The organism is Pseudoxanthomonas yeongjuensis (assembly GCF_010093345.1).
Taxonomy (GTDB): Bacteria; Pseudomonadota; Gammaproteobacteria; order Xanthomonadales; family Xanthomonadaceae; genus Pseudoxanthomonas_A; species Pseudoxanthomonas_A yeongjuensis.
Genome location: NZ_PDWT01000001.1, coordinates 1510930 through 1529068, shown reverse-complemented (window position 1 = coordinate 1529068; position 18139 = coordinate 1510930). Strand labels below are relative to the sequence as shown.

The 18139-nt window shown below is 63.1% G+C and carries 18 protein-coding genes; 14 read left to right on the top strand and 4 right to left on the bottom strand.

Features of this window, described 5'->3' with window-relative positions; all coding sequences use genetic code 11:
- Nucleotides 1-91: 91 nt before the first annotated feature.
- The 14 genes from CSC74_RS06910 to CSC74_RS06845 all read left to right on the top strand — a co-directional run bounded on the left by CSC74_RS06910 (nt 92) and on the right by CSC74_RS06845 (nt 13007).
- Nucleotides 92-700, top strand: coding sequence for a TetR/AcrR family transcriptional regulator (locus CSC74_RS06910; RefSeq protein ID WP_162313621.1), 609 nt, complete (start codon nt 92-94; stop codon nt 698-700).
- A 416-nt stretch (nt 701-1116) separates the two neighbouring features.
- Nucleotides 1117-1683: an RNA polymerase sigma factor gene (locus CSC74_RS06905; protein WP_162313620.1), complete on the top strand. Its 567-nt coding sequence runs from the start codon at nt 1117-1119 to the stop codon at nt 1681-1683.
- Complete coding sequence (locus tag CSC74_RS06900) at nt 1680-2192, top strand: hypothetical protein (protein WP_162312392.1); 513 nt, start codon at nt 1680-1682, stop codon at nt 2190-2192. Before CSC74_RS06905 ends, CSC74_RS06900 begins: the two co-directional genes overlap by 4 nt.
- Nucleotides 2193-2202: 10 nt before the next feature.
- Nucleotides 2203-3138 carry a DUF4097 family beta strand repeat-containing protein gene (locus CSC74_RS06895; protein WP_162313619.1) on the top strand — a complete coding sequence of 312 codons (936 nt, stop codon included), beginning with the start codon at nt 2203-2205 and terminating at the stop codon, nt 3136-3138.
- Between the two features lie 123 nt (nt 3139-3261).
- Nucleotides 3262-3681 carry a hypothetical protein gene (locus CSC74_RS06890; RefSeq protein ID WP_211369559.1) on the top strand — a complete coding sequence of 140 codons (420 nt, stop codon included), beginning with the start codon at nt 3262-3264 and terminating at the stop codon, nt 3679-3681.
- Nucleotides 3682-3783: 102 nt separating this feature from the next.
- The gene (locus CSC74_RS06885; protein WP_162313618.1) at nt 3784-4170 is read left to right on the top strand and encodes a hypothetical protein; all 387 of its coding nucleotides are present in this window, start codon (nt 3784-3786) and stop codon (nt 4168-4170) included.
- A gap of 95 nt (nt 4171-4265) precedes the next feature.
- Nucleotides 4266-4646 carry a VOC family protein gene (locus tag CSC74_RS06880; RefSeq protein ID WP_162313617.1) on the top strand — a complete coding sequence of 127 codons (381 nt, stop codon included), beginning with the start codon at nt 4266-4268 and terminating at the stop codon, nt 4644-4646.
- Nucleotides 4647-4736: 90 nt separating this feature from the next.
- The gene (locus CSC74_RS06875; protein ID WP_162313616.1) at nt 4737-5228 is read left to right on the top strand and encodes an SRPBCC family protein; all 492 of its coding nucleotides are present in this window, start codon (nt 4737-4739) and stop codon (nt 5226-5228) included.
- A gap of 72 nt (nt 5229-5300) precedes the next feature.
- On the top strand, nt 5301-5774 hold the full coding sequence (locus tag CSC74_RS06870) for an AAC(3)-I family aminoglycoside N-acetyltransferase (protein ID WP_162313615.1): 474 nt from the start codon (nt 5301-5303) through the stop codon (nt 5772-5774).
- Nucleotides 5775-5835: 61 nt separating this feature from the next.
- On the top strand, nt 5836-6330 hold the full coding sequence (locus CSC74_RS06865) for a GNAT family N-acetyltransferase (protein ID WP_162313614.1): 495 nt from the start codon (nt 5836-5838) through the stop codon (nt 6328-6330).
- 102 nt (nt 6331-6432) lie between these two features.
- Nucleotides 6433-7176 (top strand): helix-turn-helix domain-containing protein, encoded by a 744-nt coding sequence (locus tag CSC74_RS06860; RefSeq protein ID WP_162313613.1) that lies wholly within the window; start codon nt 6433-6435, stop codon nt 7174-7176.
- 110 nt (nt 7177-7286) lie between these two features.
- On the top strand, nt 7287-9074 hold the full coding sequence (locus CSC74_RS06855; protein ID WP_162313612.1) for a phosphoenolpyruvate carboxykinase (GTP): 1788 nt from the start codon (nt 7287-7289) through the stop codon (nt 9072-9074).
- 296 nt (nt 9075-9370) lie between these two features.
- Nucleotides 9371-11953: a TonB-dependent receptor plug domain-containing protein gene (locus CSC74_RS06850; protein ID WP_162313611.1), complete on the top strand. Its 2583-nt coding sequence runs from the start codon at nt 9371-9373 to the stop codon at nt 11951-11953.
- A gap of 79 nt (nt 11954-12032) precedes the next feature.
- Nucleotides 12033-13007: a class I SAM-dependent methyltransferase gene (locus CSC74_RS06845; protein ID WP_162313610.1), complete on the top strand. Its 975-nt coding sequence runs from the start codon at nt 12033-12035 to the stop codon at nt 13005-13007.
- Nucleotides 13008-13029: 22 nt separating this feature from the next.
- Here CSC74_RS06845 and CSC74_RS06840 read toward each other — a convergent pair whose 3' ends face one another.
- From CSC74_RS06840 to CSC74_RS06825, 4 genes are all read right to left on the bottom strand, one after another.
- Entirely contained in the window at nt 13030-14772 is a 1743-nt protein-coding gene (locus tag CSC74_RS06840; protein ID WP_162313609.1) for a tetratricopeptide repeat-containing sulfotransferase family protein, read from the bottom strand.
- A gap of 183 nt (nt 14773-14955) precedes the next feature.
- Entirely contained in the window at nt 14956-15816 is an 861-nt protein-coding gene (locus CSC74_RS06835) for an XOO1806 family protein (RefSeq protein ID WP_162313608.1), read from the bottom strand.
- 103 nt (nt 15817-15919) lie between these two features.
- Nucleotides 15920-16813, bottom strand: a complete 894-nt coding sequence (gene hslO, locus CSC74_RS06830; RefSeq protein ID WP_246192968.1) for an Hsp33 family molecular chaperone HslO — start codon at nt 16811-16813, stop codon at nt 15920-15922.
- Nucleotides 16810-18099 carry an aspartyl/asparaginyl beta-hydroxylase domain-containing protein gene (locus CSC74_RS06825; RefSeq protein WP_162313606.1) on the bottom strand — a complete coding sequence of 430 codons (1290 nt, stop codon included), beginning with the start codon at nt 18097-18099 and terminating at the stop codon, nt 16810-16812. Before CSC74_RS06825 ends, hslO begins: the two co-directional genes overlap by 4 nt.
- Between the last annotated feature and the right edge of the window lie 40 nt (nt 18100-18139).

Sequence of the window (18139 nt, the reverse complement as noted above, 5' to 3'; positions counted from 1 at the left end):
CTTGCTGGGACAAGCTGCGACCTCCGGCAGGGTGAGGTGCAGCGCGACAAAACATACCCCAACAAACTACGGCGTATGGTTAAATGCAGGCATGAGCACCTCGACCCCCGATTCCCACACTCCCGGCGTCTCCGCCACTCCGCGCACCGCCCGGCTCAGTGCCGAGGACTGGGCCCAGGCGGCGCTGGACCTCGTCGCCGAGCAAGGCGTCGCCGCTGTCGCGGTCGAACCGCTGGCGCGGCGGCTGGGCGTCACCAAAGGAAGTTTCTACTGGCATTTCCCGTCCCGCGACGCGTTGCTGCAGGCGGCGCTGGAGCGCTGGGAGGCGATCGAGCAGGAAAGCGTGTTCGGCAGCCTGGAAGCGGTGCCTGATCCGCGCGCGCGCCTGCGCGAGCTGTTCCTGCTGGTCGCCCACGAGGTCAAGCCACACGTTATATACAGCGAGCTGCTGAAGGCGCTGGACCATCCGGCGGTGCAGCCGGTGATCAACCGGGTCTCGCAGCGGCGCCTCGACTACTTGGTCGCTTCGTTCCGGCAGGCCGGCATGGCCCGCACCGAGGCCCAGCACCGCGCCCGCCTGGCTTATTCGGCCTACCTCGGCTTCCTGCAACTGGCCCTGCAACTGCAGCAGCCGCGCCTGCACCACGAAGAGTTCGAGGCCTACGTCGAGCACGTGATCAGCACCCTGATCCCGGACTGAGCCCAGCTCGCCCTTGAGCTTGCTCCTGGCCTCCTCTCTTGCGCGAAACGCAGGAGAGATCGAGGTCGCGACCAGCGGTTGAGGAGGAGGGGTGCTTTTGCTCGTCATCCCCGCGCAGGCGGGGATCGCTCCCAGCTCTTGTCTTGAAGCAAGGCGTTGACCAGCTTCGCTGTTGAAAGCCGCGCTACGCGCGAGTCACTTTATCTTTAAGAACGGCAAAGAGGCGTTTTTCAACAGCCCGCCGAAGGGCTGGTCAAAGTAACCAAAGAAACCCCACCCTAACGGGAATTGAAAAGGCCAGGGCAATAGCCAAAGCCCAAAGCCCGTGAAGCTCGACCTCGCCTTGGGTCTCCTTAAACCCAAACCCACCTGACCGCATCCCAGTGTTTATGCTGACCGCCGCCATGAGCGCCTTGATGACCGAAACGACCACTGCTGAAGTGGCCGCCGCAACCGATGCCGCACTCGCGCGCTCGGCCGCGGCCGGCGATGCGGACGCCTTCGAGTCGATCTATCGCCGCCATGCCGGCCGGGTGCATGGCGTGATCGTGCGGTTGGTAGGTGCGCAGGGCGTACGTGCGGAGGACCTGACCCAGGAAGCTTTCGTCCGCGCCTGGCAGGCACTGCCGAGATTCCGCTTCGAAAGCGCCTTCTCCACCTGGCTCCACCGGCTGGCGGTCACTACCGCGTTGATGGAGTTGCGCAGCCGCCGCAGCGGTCCGCGTTTCAGCGAGGACGAGGACGCGATAGAGGACCTGGGCATCGCCGATTCAGCCGGCAACGGCACGGCCCTGTCGATGGACCTGGAGCGCGCGGTGGCCACGTTGCCGCCGCGCGCCCGCGCGGTGCTGGTATTGCACGACGTGGAAGGCTGGAAGCATGAAGAGATCGCCAACGAGCTTGGCATGGCGATAGGCAGTTCGAAAGCACAGTTGCATCGCGCGCGCCAGTTGCTGCGCGGGCGTCTGGGAGGTGAGGCATGAGCACGCATGACATGAATACACAGAACCGGAATGACGACGCCCTGCGCTGGCAACTGCAAGCATTGCGCCGCGATATCGAGCCGCAGGGCGACCTGTGGCCAGGCATCGCCGCGCGCATCGCGATAACGCCTCGGCAGGCGGCCGCCGAGGGTGTCCAGCGCAGCGCGCGCGCGCGCAGGTTCGCGCCATGGGCGATGGCGGCTTCCGTACTGCTCGCAATCGGCGTGGTCTGGCAGTTGAATCCCGCCGATCCCGCGCCGCGCCAGGGCAATCCGCTGATCCGCCAGCAGGCGGTGTCGATGACCCTGGATTACGAAAATGCCCTGGCCCGCCTGCAGCAGGCCGGCACCCATCCGGAACTGGCCCCGGCCTTCGGCGACCTGGATCGCAGTGCCGCGCAGATCCTCGGCGCCATCGACCGCGATCCCGAGGCGCGTTTCCTGCTCGACCAGCTACGCCGCACCTATGCACGCCGCCTGGAACTGACCCGGCGCGCGGGCCTGACTTGAGGAAATCGCCATGAACATCGCCAGGAATCGTTCCGCCCCCTCGCATCATGCCCGGCTCTCGCCCTTGTTGTTGTCGCTGCTGCTCGCCCTGCCGGGCGCGGCGCTGGCGGCCACGCCGATCGACGAAACCCGCCCGCTGGATCCGACCGGCCGCATCGACATCGAGAACCTCAAGGGACGCATCCAGGTGCGGGCCTGGGACCGCGCCGAAGTGAAGATCAGCGGCAGCCTCGGCGACGGGGTCGAGAAACTGGTAGTGGAGGGCGACCGCCAGCACCTGGAGGTGCGGGTGCGGTATCCGAAAAGCAGCGGCTGGGGCGGCAACAAGTCCGGATCGACCGACCTGCAACTGATGGTGCCGCTGCGCGCCGAATTGGAAATCGACTCGGTCGCGGCCGACGTGGATGTATCCGGCGTGGCCCCGGCCAAGCTGTCCATCGACAGCGTCAGCGGCGACGTGGTCGTGGCTGCCGCGCCCCGGGAGGTCGATGTGGAAAGCGTCAGCGGGAACCTGCGCCTGACCGTCAACAGCGCCGACGTGCATGCGGAAAGCGTCAGCGGCGATCTGATCCTGCGCGGCCGCATGAATGGCGAGGTCAAGACGGAAACGGTGTCGGGCAACATCGACATCGCGGTCAACGGCGAACGCGTCAGCGAGCTGTCGGCCAATACCGTCAGCGGCGACGCCACGATCCGCGCGGCGCTGGCGCCGAAGGGCGAAATCCGTTTCGAGAGCGTCAGCGGCGGCCTGCTCCTGGTGCTGCCCAGGGACCTGTCGGCGCAGGTGCGCGGGGAAAGCTTCAGCGGCACCCTCAAGGCCCCCGGCGCGAAGATCGAGAAGCCGGAATTCGGCCCGGGTTCCAGCTTCAGCACCCGCTATGGCAGCGGCGATGGGGAAATCGGCATCGAGACGTTCTCCGGGGATGCCGAGCTCAGGCTGGAATAGAGGCCCTGAAGTGCGAGATGGTGGGTCGCTGCCGGAGTTGATAGCCTCGGCCCATTGCGGGCTGGACCGGGTCTGATGGCATAGGTCGCCGTAGCAGGGTCCTTTATGTCACCGGGGCGGCCAGTGAAACACAAGGTGGTGGTGAAACAGACGTCAGGCCGCATGACCAAACACCTCGCATGCTTTGGATTGCTCGCCGGACTACTTGTCCCGGCCATGGTTTCATCCAGCCCGATTGGCCCCATCGCCAGGATCGTCGTGACAGAAAATGGCATTGGTCCCGAAGAAGAGGCCTGCGCCGCGTTTGCTGTCACGCCCGATCAGGTTCGAGCGTTCCTTGACAGGGCGGTGCTTGTTTCCGGGCGCCAACAGCACGACTTCTTCCTCCATGGCCCATGCTCCGCCCGGGGTACTTTTGAGACCCGTTACGACACTTGGTACTGGGAGATCCGCAGCATGGGCACTGGCAGCATCACTGCAACCATTGGCGATACCTTTCTTCTCGGCGACCCGGAGCGGGAGTCGTCTCTTGCGGATGGCTAGCATGGACCCCGACAATTCATTCAGGCCGAAGCCGCTTTACGGGCCGGCTTGATTCAGGAGTTGGGTCTCGCAAACAAGCATCACACAACCTGGAGATGGACAATGAAGCAAGCACCGGTAGTCTCAATCGCGTTACTTGGTCTTTGCGCATCAGCCTTTGCGGTAACGCCAGCCAGCGTCCAGTTCGTCGGCTCGCTGCAGCAGGATGGCGCAACGCCGGTCACATTCGATATCCAGATCCCGTCGGGACAAACAGCGAAGCTTGAGCTCGGAGATGGTCATGTGTTGGCATTTGCCACGTCGGGCAGTTCTGGAAATCCGGATAAAACGACTGTTCTTCTGACCGATGCATCGGGCAAGCAACTGCACTCCCAGACAATTCCGGATGCAGGCCTGGCGAGCACGTCGTTCAGCTATTCAATCTGTAACGGGAAGACCAGGTTCATGAGCCCGGCACCTGAAGACATGCCGTCTTGTGCCAGGCAGTGAGCCCTGACAATTAATTCAAGCCGAGCCCCTTCGCGGGTCGGCTTGATTCAGGGGTCAGACCGCGGAAAATCTGTCGGCCACCTATGGAGCAGGCCATGGAACGCGTCACCGGTATTGGCGGGATCTTCTTCAAATCAGCGGACCCGAAAGCGCTTGGCGCCTGGTACCGCGATCACCTTGGTCTGGATGTAACCGACTGGGGCGGGGCCGTTTTCCAGTGGGGAGGCGCCGACAGCCGGCCAGGCATGACGATCTGGAGTCCGTTCGCCCAGGATACCAAGTACATGGAGCCGAGCCCCGCGTCTTTCATGATCAATTTCCGTGTCGCGGATCTGGACGGCCTGCTTGCTGCGCTGCGTGCCGAAGGTTGCAACGTCGTCGACAAGACCGACAGTTCCGAGCAGGGAAAATTCGGCTGGGTGATCGACCCCGAAGGCAACAAGGTCGAGCTCTGGCAACCGCCCGCTGGCCAATGAGCAGGGCGTTGCCATCCAGCAATTCATCGAGGCCGACGACGCATCGAGGTGCGGTCTGATTCAGGCCTCAGGCTTGCAAGGGAGGTTGTCATGAAGGTCGAGATCACAAAAGCGCCCGTTGCGGAGGCGGAAATGCTCATTCGCAAACCCGTCGCTGAAGTTTTCGAGGCTTTCATCGATCCGGGCATTACAACCAAATTCTGGTTCACAAGGAGCAGTGGTCGACTCAAGGCTGGTCATGAGGTCAGGTGGGACTGGGAGATGTACGGGGCATCCACGTCGGTGCTAGTAGAGGCCATCGAACCCGACAGGCGGATTGTGATCGAGTGGGACGGATACAGTGGTCGCACCACGGTTGAGTGGATCTTCTCCGCGCGCAACGATGCAACGACCTACGTCGTCGTCAAAGAGTCTGGCTGGACGGGCGACGGAGACGAGCTCGTCAAGTACGTTGGCGAGTCGACCCAAGGGTTCACCTGGACGCTTGCCGGCCTCAAGGCCTTTCTTGAGCATGGCATCAGACTGAACCTTGTCGCGGACAAGAACCCGGATGCGCACAAGGCGGGTTGGCAGCAGGCCTGACGATTCATTTCATTCAAGGCGAGCCCGCTTCGCGGGCCGGTTTGATCCAGCCGTAAGGCAACCATCGGCCTCATGACAACTCCGATCTCGATTCGCCGGTTGACCTCTGCCGATATCGCGGAGATGCGCGCCATGCTGGGTGTCCTTGGCAGGGCGTTCGGTGAAATAGACACGTTCACGGAGAAGCAGCCGCGATCGACTTACCTGACCAGGCTGCTGGACAGCGAAACCTTCATCACGCTTGCGGCATTCGACGATGGTCATGTCATCGGTGGGCTGGTCGCGTACGTCCTCGAAAAATTCGAGCAGGAACGCAGCGAGATCTACATCTACGATCTTGCCGTGGAGGAAGAGTGCAGGCGGCGCGGGGTTGCAACCGGCCTCATCGAAGCGCTCAAGGACATCGCCGCCAGGCTGGGGGCGTACGTTATCTTCGTCCAGGCGGACTATGGTGACGACCCGGCCATTGCCCTGTACACGAAACTTGGCATCCGCGAGGACGTGATGCACTTCGACATAGGGGTAGCCCCGCGCGGGGCCGCCTGACCACCCATCCGAGCCGAAGTCGCCTCGCAGCCCGATCAAGCCCGCAGGTATCCGGAATCCCATGAGAGAAATCGCCCTCCGCGATGCCGATGCAGCGGACTTCGCCGCCGTGGTCGCCCTCAACGCCGCCGAAGTCAGGCACACCAGCCCGATGGACGAAGCACGGCTGCGCCAGCTCCACGGCCTGGCCAATTACCACAAGGTCGCGACCGTCGATGGAGCCGTCGCCGCCTTCCTCCTCGCCATGGAAGACGGCTGCGGCCACGCCAACGAAAACTTCGAGTGGTTCGCTGCGTGTCACGACGCTTTCCTGTACGTGGACCGGATCGTCGTCGGCGGCGACTACCGGAGATTGCGGCTGGGCATGCTGCTCTACCAAGACCTGTTCGATTACGCCCGCTCAAACGGCATCGCCACCATCGCCTGCGAATACAACGTCGTTCCTCCGAACGAACCCTCGCGCCTCTTTCACGACAAGTTCGGCTTCCACCAGGTCGGCAGCCAGTGGCTGGGTAACGGCTCCAAGCAGGTCTCGCTGCAGGTGGCGAAGGCCTGATCGCTCTTGCGCGGGCGGTCCACCCTGGCGATCAACCCATGGATCAACACTCGTCGACAAGCTTGAGCGACACGGGTCGCCACGTATAGTAATTTGATACCCATGGCGATCTCGCTCGAACTCATCGATGCCCTCAAGCGCTGCCTGCGCGCCCAGGGCATGACTTATCGCGACCTGGCGGCACGCCTGAAACTGAGCGAGGCGGCGATCAAGCGCATGTTCTCGCAACGGGCGATGAGCCTGCAACGCCTGGAGCAGGTCTGCGATGCGCTGGACGTGGGCCTGGCCGAACTCAGCGCCGAGGCTGCGCGCGGGCGTCCTGCCATGGCCAACCTGAGCGAGGAACAGGAGCAGGCGCTGGTCGGCGAACCGGTCCTGTTGCTGGCGCTGTTCCTGACCCTCAATCGCTGGCACCAGGATGACGTGCTGGCCCAGTTCGAGTTCACCCTGGCGCAATGGACCGCGTTGCTGGTGCGGCTGGACCGGCTGGGGATCATCGAACTGATGCCAGGCAATCGCGGCCGCCCGTTGACCGCGCGCAATTTCCGCTGGCGCGCCGACGGACCGATGGAGCGTTACTTCCGCAAGAGCCTGCTCGGCGATTTCTTCGCTGATCCCTTCGATGGCGAGCAGGATGCGTTGCTGCTGTTGAGCGGCAGCCTGAGCATCGACGGGGTGAAGCAGTTGCGCCTGCGCCTGGAAGAACTGGCGCGTGAGTTCGACGCGTTGCTGGCGCGCGATGCCACTCTCGATGCGCAGGAGCGCGTCGGCGTGAGCCTGGTGTTGGCGCAGAAGCCGTGGTTGCTGCAGTTGTTCCAGCCCTATCGACGCGCGCAGCCAGGCTGATAACGTTTTCAGGCGATCGAGCGTCCGCGCTGCAGCAAGACCCTCCCGGCCGGCGCGCGTAAACTGCACAGTTACATACGTAACCATATGGTTGGCCTGGGAGGGCAAGCATGAATGCAGCGGTTTCTTTCATCGACGGGAAAAGCCCCGCCGGCAGTCAGCTCGACAACCTGAATCAGTGGGTCACTGAAGCCGCGGCGCTGACTCAGCCCGACCACATCCATTGGTGCGACGGCAGCGATCCCGAATACGCCGCGCTGGTGCAACAGATGCAGGCCGACGGCACCTTGCTGCCGCTGAATCCGGATACCCATCCCGACAGCTGGCTGCATCGTTCCAGTCCCAGCGATGTGGCCCGGGTCGAACACCTGACCTTCGTCTGCACGCCCGAACGCGATGCCGCCGGCCCCAACAACCACTGGATGTCACCGGCTGATGGCCATGCGCAGATGGACGCATTGTTCGCCGGCTGCATGCGCGGCCGCACCCTGTACGTGGTCCCCTATTGCATGGGTCCGATCGATTCGCCGCTGGCGCGCTGCGGCGTGGAGATCACCGATTCCCCGTACGTGGTCGCCAACATGCGCATCATGACCCGCATGGGCGCGGCGGCGCTGGCGCGGATCGAGCGCGAGGGAAGCTTCGTCAAGGGGCTGCATTCGATTGGCGAGTTGGATCCAGAGCGTCGCTTCATCATGCATTTCCCGGAAGAACTGACCATCAAGTCGTTCGGTTCGGGCTACGGCGGCAACGCCCTGCTCGGCAAGAAATGCCACGCGCTGCGCATCGCCTCGCACCAGGCGCGGCGCGAAGGCTGGCTGGCCGAGCACATGCTGATCGTCGGCATCGAGAATCCGCAAGGCGAGGTCCACTACATCGCCGCGGCGTTTCCGTCGGCCTGCGGCAAGACCAACCTGGCCATGCTGATCCCGCCGCAAAGCTACCGCGAGGCCGGCTGGAAAGTGTGGACGGTGGGCGACGACATCTGCTGGATGCGACCCGGCGCCGATGGCCGCCTGTACGCGATCAACCCGGAAGCGGGATTCTTCGGCGTCGCGCCTGGCACTTCGGAGAAATCCAATCCCAATGCGCTGGCTTCCATCCAACACGGCACGATCTTCACCAATGTCGCCGTCACCGACGACAACCAGCCGTGGTGGGAAGGCCTGGACAAGCGTGTGCCGGCGAAGGACTGGCAGGGCCGCGACTACGATCCGGCCAATGGCCCGGCTGCGCATCCCAATTCGCGCTTCACGGTCTCCGCGAAGCAGTGTCCGAGCTATTCGCCACGTGCGGAAGATCCGCAGGGCGTGCCGATTTCCGCCATCGTCTTCGGCGGTCGCCGCGCCTCGCTGGTGCCGCTGGTGTTCGAGGCCCGCGACTGGACCCATGGCGTGCTGGTCGGCGCCAGCATGGGTTCGGAAACCACTGCGGCCGCTACCGGCGCGGTCGGGGTGATGCGTCGCGATCCGATGGCGATGAAACCGTTCTGCGGCTACAACTTCGCCGATTACTTCGCCCACTGGCTCTCGTTCGACCAGCCCGGGGCGAAGCTGCCGAAGGTCTTCCACGTCAACTGGTTCCGCAAGGGCGAGGATGGCCAGTTCCTGTGGCCGGGCTTCGGCGAGAACCTGCGGGTGCTGGAATGGATGATCGAGCGCGTGCAGGGCAGGGCGGAAGCGATCGAGGCGCCCATCGGACTGCTGCCCAAGCCGGGACATTTCAACCTGCAAGGCGTCGGGATGACTGCGGAAACCTTGGCTGACCTGTTCAAGGTCGATCCGGATGCCTGGAGGGACGAGTTCGATGAAATCAGCGAATACCTGCGCAGCTACGGCCCCGCCATGCCTGATGAACTCTGTGCCGAAGCCCAACGGACCCTTGCCGCATTAAGTTGATGTCATATGCCGGAACTGCATTTGATGTTTGCAGAGACAGATGGCATTCAGCCGGAATTCCGAATCGTGCTTTTATGAACAGGCGAAATTGTATCTTGATCACGAATTGGTAACGAATAACTGTCTGTTTTTAAAGAAGAAAATTCTAAAAGACAGAGTTTTCATATCAGTTGCAACCACTACCGTAAAAATTACGTTATCCTTCGGGCACCAGACGTTGCTCCATTTCGCGTCTGTTTATTTGGCTTGGGTCCTAGCGACCTGGTCTTCAACTCGACCTTGAGAGAGAGCATCAAATGACCAACCTTAAGAAGCTGCCAGGCGCGATTCAGTTCGCGTTGTTCGCCAGCGCGGCGGCGCTGGTTTCCGGCAATGCATTTGCCCAGGAAGCTACCGACACCGAACAAGAAGCAAAGACCCTTGACCGTGTCGAAGTGACCGGTTCGCGCCTGAAGCGCGCTGAAATCGAAGGTGCCGTTCCGGTCACCGTCATCGATCGCGCCTCCATCGATGCCAGCGGCGACATTTCCGTTGCCGACGTGCTGCGCGACAGCACGTTCGCTTCGTTCGGCAACTTCAAGCCGCAGTCCGGCAGCTCCGCACAGTCACTGGCCACCGTTGACCTGCGTGGTGTTGGTTCGGGCCGTACTCTGGTCCTGATCGACGGCCACCGCGCCCCGACCAACCCGATGTCCGCTTCCAGCGGTTCCGACCTCAACGCCATTCCGCTGGCTGCGGTCGAGCGCATCGAGATCCTGTCCGACGGCGCATCGGCCGTGTACGGCTCCGACGCGATCGGCGGCGTGGTCAACATCATCCTGCGCAAGGATTTCAACGGCGTCGAGCTGCGTTACGGCGTCGGCCAGACCAAGATCCAGGGTGGCGACACGGAAGACTTTTCGGTCGTCTTCGGCGTTTCCGGCGACCGCGGTCGCCTGATCGGCGGCGTGTCCAAGTCCAGTCGCGGCATGGTCTTCACCCGCGATCAGATTGGTGGCGACGAGATTGGTGCTACGACCTATGGCAACAACTATTACGATTGGTACGCCGGCGTGGGCCCGGACGGCGATGGCGCGGCTCCCGCAGCGGTTCCGGGCTTTGCTTGCAACTCCAATGGGTTTTACCTGAGCCAGCCTCTTGATCCCGACACCGGTCTGCCGAGTGGCCCGGAGCAGTGCTCGTTCAACTTCAACACCGTGGCTGCCAATGAAGCCTCGGTCGACAACAAGGCGATCTTCGTCCGCGGCGATTACCAGATCAACGACGACTGGACCGTCTACATGACCGCCACGCAGACGAGGGTGGAAACCTTCGGTCGCTACGCGCCGGTTCCGGGCGTGGTCGCAGTAGAAGATGGCACCATCAACGACGTGACCCCGGGCGATGGCCTGCCGACCTACTTCTTCCATCGGTTTGCTGCCGCCGGTAACCGCGACAATTTCACCGATACCGTCAATAGCGATTTCATGATCGGCTTCCAGGGTCAGCTGACCGATAAGATCAGCACCGACTTTGGCGTCCGTCGCACCAACTACAGCTACAAGGAAACTGGCCGCGGCTACATCATCCAGACCTTGGCTGCCCAAGCTGCCAATAACGGCGATTACATTTTCGCCGATCCGTTCGGCGCCTCGCAGGAAACCTTGAACGGTTTCACCGCCACGATTGGCCGTGATTCCTTCTGGAAGACGCAGGAAGTGTTCGGCTCGGTGAATTTCGATTTGTTCGAGATGGGCGGTGGCGTGTCCAACGCGGTCATTGGTGCGGAATACCGCAAGGACGAGTTCCAGGATATCTACGACTCGCTTTCGCGCGCTGGCGTGGTGCTGGGCTCTTCTGGCGGTTCCTCGGCCGGTAGCCGCGATGTGCACTCGGGTTACTTCGAGTGGCTATTCCCGTTCACCAGCACCTTCGACATCACCGTTGCAGGCCGCTATGACAAGTACAGCGACTACGGCAACGATTTCTCGCCGAAGATCGCCGGTCGTTGGCAGCCGCTGGATAACTTGACCTTCCGTGGCTCGTACGGCGAAGGTTTCCGTGCGCCGGGCTTGGATATCCTGACCGCTGAACGCACCTTCTCGGCAGAGCCCGTCAAGGATCCCGCGTCTTGCGCGGCTCTGGGCCGTCCGTCCACCTGCAGCGTGCAGGTCGACACGTTCTTCACCTCCAATCCGAATCTCTCTTCTGAGCAGTCGAAGCAGTGGAGCTTGGGTGTTGTGTACGATCCGTTCGATTGGCTGGACTTGAGCCTGGATTACTACAACATCAAGGTCGAGGACACGATCTCGCAGATCAGCGCGCAGGACATCATCAACTGCTCTAACGACCCGGGCCTCTATGGCGCATGCCCGACCGGATTCGGCTTGGAGCGCGCTCCCAATGGCCGTGCACGTACGATCGAAGCTGGTTATGCCAACCAGGGCCTGTTGGAAACAGAAGGTCTGGACTTCCGCCTGAACACGAGCTTCGACCTGGATAGCATGGGCAAGTTGGAGAACAGGCTGTCGGTGTCCTACATCAACAAGTTCGACATCCAGGACACGACGGGTGAGATGATCGACCAGCTTGGTCTGGGCGGTGCGCCGGATCTGCGCGCTACCTTGCAGAACAGGTGGAGCTATGGCGATTTTTCTGTTGATTTCAACACCAACTACATTGGTGGACAGGATCGTTCGGCCACCCCAGTTGGCGGTTACTCGACCCACGATCTCCAGTTCAGCTGGAAGTCGCCGTGGAATGCCACCATTGCAATCGGTGCCACCAATGTCGGTGATCGTTATCCGGAGCTAGTCCCGTACGACGGCCGTCCGTGGAACTTCTACCTGTACGACGCGTATGGCCGTACCACGTACTTCCGTTACACGCAGACGTTCTAAGCAACGCGTTTGAAGCAGTTCAGAGGGGCCCCGGAAACGGGGCCCTTCTTTTTTTTGCCTGTAGCCGCACAATATGGGCATGAGCATCGACAATTCCGCCGCGCGCAGGAACGCCTGGTCGTCCTATTGGGCCAATGGCGCGCTGCATTCCTGCGCGGGCAGTTTCGCGGGCAATTACGCCGGTGCCATAGCCGATTTCTGGCGGCCGCTGTTCGAGCGGTTGCAACCCGGCGATCGCATGCTGGACATCGCCACCGGCAACGGCGCATTGCCGATGCTGGCGTGGGAACAGAGCCGGCTGGAAGGAGATATTTCCATCGATGCGGTCGACCTGGCTGCGGTCGCGCCGGCCTGGCATGATCCTGGGGAGCATGCGGCCATACGTTTCCATCCGGGCGTGCCTATGGAGCGGCTTCCGTTCCCCGGGCAGAGCTTCGATCTGGTCGTCAGCCAGTACGGCCTGGAATACGGGCAATGGCCAGAGGCGCTGCGTGAATGCCTGCGCGTCTGCGGGGCGAGCGGTACTGCAGCCTTCATCCTCCATCACGCCGGATCGGTGCTGGTGAAGGTGGGGCGGTGCGAGCTGGACAATCAGCGATTGCTGCTTGCGCCGGACGGACTCGTCCAGGCCGCACGCGAAGTGTTGCCATGGGCCGATCTGGCGCGATCGGGCGGCATCGGTCCGGCGCAGGAAGGTGAAGCGCGCCGTTGCAAGGATGCATACAACCTTGCCATGCGGCAGGTTGGCGAGAGCATCGAGGCTGGCGGGGTCCCCGATCTGCTGTTGGAGGCCCGGACATGGATCCATGCTCTTGTTTTCGGCAGCGGCGGCAGTAATGCGGCGAGCCGGCTTTCAAGGCTGGATGCCTATCGCGACGCGCTGCTGACAGCCATGGTGCGCACCGACGAGATGGTGAGCCATGCGCTGCAGGAACAGGCGCTGGGCGACATGGTCGCCACGTTGCGTCAGATCCGGCCACGAGCGGACGTCAGTTGCCGGGTAATCGAGCAGTCCGAGGGCGTGCTTGGGTGGGGAGTGGTCGTCGCATCCTGATCGATGCAGGCGACGGCAGGCCTCAATCCCGGCAGGACGCCAGCGAATCGAATGCCGGCCCGAGTGCCGGGGCGTAATTGCGCCAGCGTCCTATCGAGCGTGTGTGGATGGGTTGCTTGACCTGCCAACGGCTCGGCGTCTGCACACCACGGTCGCTGAGGTGGAACTCCAGGCAAGCCGGATCCCATGGCAGGCCTGCAAAGTCGATGATGCGCCTGGCTTCGGGTTCTATGGAAGTGGCCAATTGCTCGTAACTCGACTCGAGGATCGGGATAGGCAACACCTTCTGCCAGTGGCGCATCAGTCGCTGCTGCATTTCGATGTAATGCGCTATGCCGAAGAAATCGCTGGCGTACTTTTCGTTCAGAGCGAAGTTCTCGCCATAGATCGAGATCGCAATGTCGCGCGGATCACGACGGCACCAGATCACGCGTGCGCGCGGGAACAGCAATGCGATCAGGTCCAGGTGGAAGAAATTGAGTGGGGCCTTGTCGATCAGTCGGACTGCCTCGGCTGGGGAATGCCGCGTAGCGGCATCCACATAGCGGGCAATGGCTTGCTGGAGCATCCGGTCGTCTGATCCGGAGGCGTTCTTCGGCCATCGCAAGTCTCTTGCGATGAGTGCCATATCGGGAAGTTCCCCGCAACCGAATGCGAGCGGATGCGCGGCGATGATCTGCTCGGTCAAGGTAGTGCCGCTACGCGGCATTCCGACGATGAAGACGAAGCGCGAATCCTGGTTGCCGAGCGCGAGGGACCGCGCTGGCAGGGAGGTTTGACCGTTGCCCATGGCTTGCTCGACCATGAGCTGCAACTCCGCAGGGTCGTAAGGGCCGGTCATCCGTCGCCTGGCGGTATTTGCATCCGCCCAGGCGGATATGGCCGCAGCGTATTCGCCTTTGGCGTCGAATGCCTTGCCAAGTTCATACCCTACAAGCGAGCGGTCGTGATCGGACAGCGAGGCCGAAGCCAGGAGCGCAATGGCCGAGTCGATCAGGGCCTGTGGCGCCAGTCCACGCTGCAGACCCAACAGGCCGCCCAACGGAAACGCCCAGCCCGGACGCAAGGCCAATGCCCGTTCGAAAGCCTGGCGGGCGGCTTCGCGGTCGCCCTGGTCTTCCTGGGCTTGCGCAAGCGCCATCCACAGCTCGCTGGAGTCGGGGAGTTGCTCCAGTGCCGCCTGGTAAGTGGCGATGGATCGATCGAGGAAACCGAGACGACTGAGGGTTTCGCCCTTTCTGAGCACGATGTGCGTATCGCCAGGCCGCACCTGCTGCAGATGTTCCCACAAGGGCAGGGCATCGGCTGGATATCCGCAACGGAATTCGGCCTCGGCCAATGCTTCCAGGATCCTGGGATTCTCCGGTGCGATCTGGCGAGCACGGCGCAGCGCCGGCAAGGCTTCCCTGTCGCGCTGCATGCGCACCAGGCTGATGCCCTGGAAATGCCAAGCCTCGGCGAAGCCGGGCTGTAACCGCGTGGCGGCGGTGAAATGTTCGAGGCCTTCCGCATAGTGCCCGGCAGCAGCGAGCAGGCTGCCGAGTTGAAAATGGAATTCCGCCGATTCCGGCGCCAGTGCCGAGGCGCGGGTCATGTGCTGCAGCGCCTCGGTGTTCCGACCCATGCCCGAGGCAAGCAAGGCCAGCATCCGGTGGACCGCCGGATGCTCCGGAAATCCTGCAAGCAGCTTCCGTAGGCGTTGTTCCGCCTGCGCAAACGCGCGTTGCTGAAGCAGGGAAGAGATTTCCTGGAGTTCTTTGTCCATCATCAATCACAAAAACCGGCCTGCGACGGGCCAGGCTTCATGTTCGGGCCAAGGAGGTTCAGGATCGTGACATGCGACGGCGACGCCGGCGAAAAGAGCGGGCGACTCATTGCGGGGCCGCAGGAGTGGGGACAGAAAGAACCGCGCATCGCGGTGGATTGACGTGACCCGAGACTGGTCGGATCAGAGATCCTGCTCGTAGCGGACGTAGGGTACGGTGCCTTCGTCGCCGCTTTCATTGCTGGGCGAGAAGGGGTTCTTGCCGCGGGTGACCACGTTCTCGGCACCAACGGTCAGCTGGCCGCTCCACGGCGTGCGCCAAGTCAGGCCCAGGCCCAGGCCTTCCCATTTCCCGGGCTGGCCGGGGACGTCGACCACGCGGCCGACGATGTTCGCGCTGAAGGCGCCGAAGCCGCCGCCCACGCTGAGGCTTCTGCTGTTCCAGCGATCGGCCATGGCCGGGACGTCGGCGATCGGAACCAAGCGTGCGCGGGCAACGGCACCACCGATGCGGACGAAGCCTTCGCGGCCGATGTTCTTCTGGCCGAATACGGCCAGGTCGTTTTGTTCGACCCGGGCGCCGGCATTGGAAGACAACCAGGCCGGAAGGGTGTCGCGGCCGGTCCCTGCCGACAAGCCCAGCTTGCCGCCGGGGCGGCTGAGGGTGGCGCCGGCGCTGATGTGCTGGCTGCTGCCGTCACCGTCGTCGGTGAGTTCGGCCACGGCACAATTGCTGATCAGGCTGCCGATGCTGTTGGTGATGCCGTTCTGGCGATTGCAGACCAGACCCAGGGAATCGCCGGCTTCCAGCCCGAAGGCCGCGCCGAGGGTGTTGCTGCCCAGACGCCAGCGGGCGCCGGCAGCGGCTTCGCCAGTGGGTTCCAGCAGCAATACGGCTTCGACCTTGCCGCTGGTGTTGTTCCAGACAGGCAGCACGGTGGAGTCGCGCTTTGAAGCCTGCGGCTTGGATTGCGCATGCGCGCCCGTCGCCACGCACAAGGCGAGCAACAGGACAAGCGGCAGGTGCAATGGACGCAGTTTCATGGCCCGGTTTAGTCTCCAAACTCCGCTGCGGAGTTCCCCAAGGAGGGGAATCGATGCTATTCGGTTTATGTTTCTTTAACAAGTCCCCGGGCGTCCCGAAAAGCTACTGGAGCCGTTCGGGCGCCTGCATTCCGACCGGCGGCGAAGCAAAGAGTTCCTCGATCCCGGCGGCGCTGAACAGATAGCGTTGCCCACAGAATTCGCAACGGATCTCGGCCTGGCCTTCGGCCAGGGCGGCCCGGGCCTCGGTCGGGCCCAGCGAATGCAGCATCGACCCGACCCGCTCACGTGAACATGAACAGGCGAAGCGCAATGGGCGCTCGGCCAGGATCTCCGGGCCCTCTTCATGGAATAGCCGGTGCAGCAGTGCGTCGGTGGGAACGGCAAGCAGCTCGTCCGCCCTGAGCGTGTCGAACAGAGCGCCGGCACGGGTCCAGCCGTCCCTGTCGCCTTCGTCGCCGGGCAACTTCTGCAGCATCAGTCCGGCGGCACGATCCCCATCGGCAGCCAGCAGCAGGCGGGTGGGCAGCTGTTCGGATTGATGGAAATAGCTTTCGAAGGCCTCGGACAATGTCGCTGCCTTTAACGGAACCAGGCTCTGATAGCGCTGTGGTTCGCGCGGATCCAGGCCTGGATTCTCGATGGTGATCGCCAGCAGGGCATCGTCGCCGAGCTGGTGCAGGTCGCCCGGGGCGTCCATGCCTTCCGTGATTTGGGCGATGCCGCGCAATGTGTCCTGGGCCGTGCATTCGGCGAACAGGGTGCGCAGCGCCGCATGCCGGCTGCGCAACTGCAGGGAAAGGCGGCCGTTCACTTTCGCGTGGCCGGTGAACAGGGCGGCAGCGGCGCAGGACTGGCCCAGCAGTCCGCGGGCGATGTCCGGATATTCGGCGTGCGACAGGATGTCCCGCCAGGTGTCCTGCAGGCGCACGCAGATTCCGCGTACCCCGGCCCGGGGCAGCAAAAAGCGGGTCCGGGTGTCGTTCGAATTACTCACAGTTCTCCCAAGTCGGCGTTTTCGCCATAGAAAGCCATCATGCCTTCTATGGTGCGGGCGACCATCTCGCGTTCCAACGGGGTTAGCATGGGATGCCATACGTCGAAAATCAGCACTACGCGCAGCTGTTTGCTGCGGTTCCAGGCTTCGTGGCGGATGGTGTCGTCGAACAGGACCAGCTTGCCCGGCTCCCAGACATGGGTTTCCTCACCGACGCGCAGCCCGCAGTCCGGCGGGACGATCAGCGGCAGGTGTACGGTCAGGCGGGCGTTGGTGGCGCCGTTGTGGGGCGGGATGTGGGTGCCGGGCCTGAGCGCGGAAAAAAAGATCACTGGCGCGCGCCGGGGCACCGATATCTGCGGCGCCAGGGCGATGGCGGCTTCGGTGCGCGGGCAGCGATCGGCATGCGCGTCGATGCGCTGGCCGTTCTTCCACAGGAAATACGCGCTCCAGTCCAGCTTCTGGTCCAGCGCCTCGAACTGGCCCTTGGGCTGACCGGCGGCGGTCTGGACATAAGGCTCGAAACCTTCATTGGAAGCCAGCAGGCCATGCAATTCTTCCAGGACTGCGGGGAAAGCGGCTTCTACCTGTGGGACCCATTCGAAATCCTCCCGGTGGAAGAAGGGGATCGCTGGCAGCCTTGGGATCGGCAGCGTCAATGGACGTGCGGTCACGAAACTCCTGCGTCCGCTGAGGATGTCCAGCGAGTGGTCGAATCGTTCCAGTTCGCGGTGCCCGCGGCCTTCGCGCAGTCCATGCAGGCGCTCGCCCAGGAACAGGGTGAGCTGTTCCTGGTTCGCGGAAACGGCGGCCATGGCCTGTTGCACTACCTGTTGCAGTTGCGGGGAGGTTCTTGCGCCCTCCGGCATGTACTGCAAGCCATTGCCCCAGGCCGCGCCCGCCTCGCGCTGGCGGCCGGCGGCTTGCAGCAGGCGGGCTTTCTCGAAATGCGCGCCCCATGCGGTCGGCTCGGCGTTGATCGCCCGGGTGATGGCTTCGAGCGCGGCCGTGGCATTGCCTTCCTGACTATGCAGGCGCGACAGGTTTGCGTGCGCGATCGCCAGCCCGGGGTCGGCGTTGGCCGCGTGCTGCAGGTATTCGAGGGCGCTGGCGCGATCGCCTTGCGCCAACGCGTGCGCGCCCAGGTAGTTGAGGGCGGCTGCGTGCTCCGGATCGAGCTTGAGCACCTGCTGCCAGCGCGATGCCGCGGCAGCGCTCTGTCCGCGCCGCATCGATTCGGCGGCGTCCGCCATCAGGCTTGCGATCGAACTTCCCGAAGTTGTCATTGCAGATGGTATCGGCGCGCGTGAGTCAGGGCGAAAGGTT